The sequence below is a fragment of the Treponema endosymbiont of Eucomonympha sp. genome, from assembly GCF_001028545.1.
Genome location: NZ_BBPW01000099.1, coordinates 1 through 2,607, shown reverse-complemented (window position 1 = coordinate 2,607; position 2,607 = coordinate 1). Strand labels below are relative to the sequence as shown.

Genomic DNA, 2,607 nt, shown 5'->3' with positions numbered 1-2,607 from the left:
CCTTGCCCGTTCCCTTTCTCTCCATTTTGGCAGCCCCAGTGGGCGCGTGCTTATACGCTATGCCTATATGTCAAGTTTCTTCAAGAAACTTGAACGTTCCTCGAAAGGGGAACGCCCCGCTCATACAGCTTTATGCGCCGCCCGCAAGGTCCCGCGAGTTACTCGCAAGGTCCTGCGAGCCGCGCAAAAAATTTTGTGAGTGACGCATAAAATTTTGTGGGCGGCGCATAAAATTTTGTGAGTGACGCAAAAAACTTTGTGAGCGACGCATAAAATTTTGTGAGCGGCGCAAAAAACTTTGTGAGTGACGCATAAAATCCTATGAGCCGCGCATAAAATCCTATGAGTGGCTCAAAAACGCCGCCAAAGGTCGCGTCCGGTCTTGCCTGTACGCCGTCATAGGGGAAGCGGCAAAACCGCTTCCCCTATGAGACGAGGAAGGGAACGGGCACAGCCCGCTCCCTTCCTCTCCATTTCGGCAGTCCCGGTCGGCGCTTACCGGTACGCTATGTCTATATGTCAAGTTTCTTCAAGAAACTTGAACGTTGCCCAAAAGGGCAACGCCGCTTCCCTTATGAGACGAGGAAGGGAACGGGCAAAGCCCGCTCCCTTTCTCTCCATTTCGGCAGTCCCTATACGCCTTTACCCACAGGCAAAGCCTTTATGCCGCGAGTTTGCATAAGCAAACTCGATAGCAAGCCGAAGGCTTGCGGAGAACTCTGTCGTTGCCCGCACGACCTCTCTGCCGAGTTCTTTCAGAGAACTCGGACGTTCCCTACGGGGAACGCCTGTTTCCTCAAGAAACTCTGACCTTGCCCGAAAGGGCAACGCCGAACGCACAGCCTTCATATTGATAAAAAAAGAAAAAAAGGCTATGCTCGCGGGCGAATGCGGAAGACCTATCCAAAAAAACAGTCCGCATTCAAGGACGGCAGCATGGCAGAACAGAATCAGGTGATGATCGACGGCAACACCGCCGCCGGTCACGTGGCTCACGCGCTCAGCGAGGTCATTTCTATCTACCCCATAACTCCTTCGAGTCCTATGGGCGAAGTCGCCGACGAATACTCGGCGAAGGGCAAAAAGAATATCTGGGGGACGGTGCCCGACGTGGTCGAAATGCAGTCCGAGGCGGGCGCGGCCGGCGCGGTGCACGGGGCGCTGACCACCGGCGCGCTGAGCACGACCTTTACGGCGTCTCAGGGCTTGCTCCTGATGATTCCCAACATGTACAAGATTGCGGGCGAGCTGACCGCCACCGTGTTCCACGTCGCCGCGCGCGCCCTTGCGACCAGCGCCCTGTCGATTTTCGGCGACCATCAGGACGTCATGGCGTGCCGGCAGACCGGCTGGGCTATGCTGGCGTCGGACAGCGTGCAGGAAGTCATGGATTTAGCCGTGATAGCCCACTCCGCGACGCTCCGCTCCCGCGTCCCTTTCATGCATTTCTTTGACGGCTTCCGCACGTCGCACGAGTTCCAGAAGATAGAGGAAGTCTCCTATGACACGATGAAGCGGATGATACGCGACGACTTGGTGCGCGCCCACCGCGCGCGCGGGCTGACGCCCGAATCGCCGGTCATCCGCGGCACCGCGCAGAACCCCGACGTGTACTTTCAGGCGCGGGAAGGCGTGAACAAATACTATGTCAGAGTGCCCGGCATCGTGCAGGAGGAAATGGACGCATACGCAAAGCTCACCGGACGCGCCTATCGCCTGTTCGACTATTCCGGCGCGAAAGACGCCGAAAAGGTCGTCATCATCATGGGTTCGGGCGCGGAAACCTGCGAGGAGACGGCGGAATGCCTGAATGCCCGGGGCGAAAAAACCGGCGTGCTCAAGGTGCGGCTCTTCCGCCCCTTCGACGCGAAAGCCTTCGTAAAGGCGCTGCCCGCGTCGGCAAAGGCACTGGCGGTGCTTGACCGCACGAAGGAGCCGGGCGCGCCCGGCGAGCCGCTCTACGAAGACGTCCGCACCGCGCTTGCCGAAATGCAGGCGGCGGGCGAACTGAAAACGGCTCCCCTCGTGCTGGGCGGACGCTACGGCTTAGGCTCGAAGGAGTTTACGCCGGCTATGGTCAAGGCGGTGTTCGACAACCTTTCCGGCAGAAAGCTCGCGCACTTTTCGGTCGGCATACACGACGACGTGCTGGGGGAGAGCCTGCCGGTGGACGAAGCGTTCGGAATCGCCGAGGAAGGCATGAACGAGGCGGTGTTCTACGGGCTCGGCTCGGACGGCACGGTCGGCGCGAACAAGAACTCTATCAAAATCATCGGGGAAGCGAAGCCGGAGCTGAACGCGCAGGCGTATTTCGCCTACGACTCCAAGAAGTCCGGCGGCTTCACCGTGTCGCACCTGCGCTTCGGCCCGAAGGCTATCCGCCGCCCCTACCTGATTACGAGCGCGGACTTTGTCGCCTGTCATAAGTTTGCCTATATGGAAACATTCGACCTTCTGGCGAACGCGAAAGAAGGCGGCACCTTCCTGCTGAACAGCCCTTACGACGCGACCGAGGTCTGGAAGCAGCCGCCGGTCGAGGCGCACCGGCACATAGTCGGCAAAAAACTCCGGTTCTAACTCATCAACGCGGTCGAAATGGCGGACAAA

Annotated in this window: 1 protein-coding gene and 1 pseudogene; both read left to right on the top strand. The window is 58.9% G+C overall.

Going from position 1 to position 2,607, the window contains the following annotated elements; genetic code table 11:
* On the top strand, positions 1-199 hold a 199-nt coding region (locus AWU74_RS12675; protein WP_238580171.1), incomplete at its 5' end, for a hypothetical protein.
* 737 nt (positions 200-936) lie between these two features.
* Positions 937-2,574, top strand: a pseudogene (gene nifJ / locus AWU74_RS04880) (pyruvate:ferredoxin (flavodoxin) oxidoreductase); the annotation flags it as partial.
* Between the last annotated feature and the right edge of the window lie 33 nt (positions 2,575-2,607).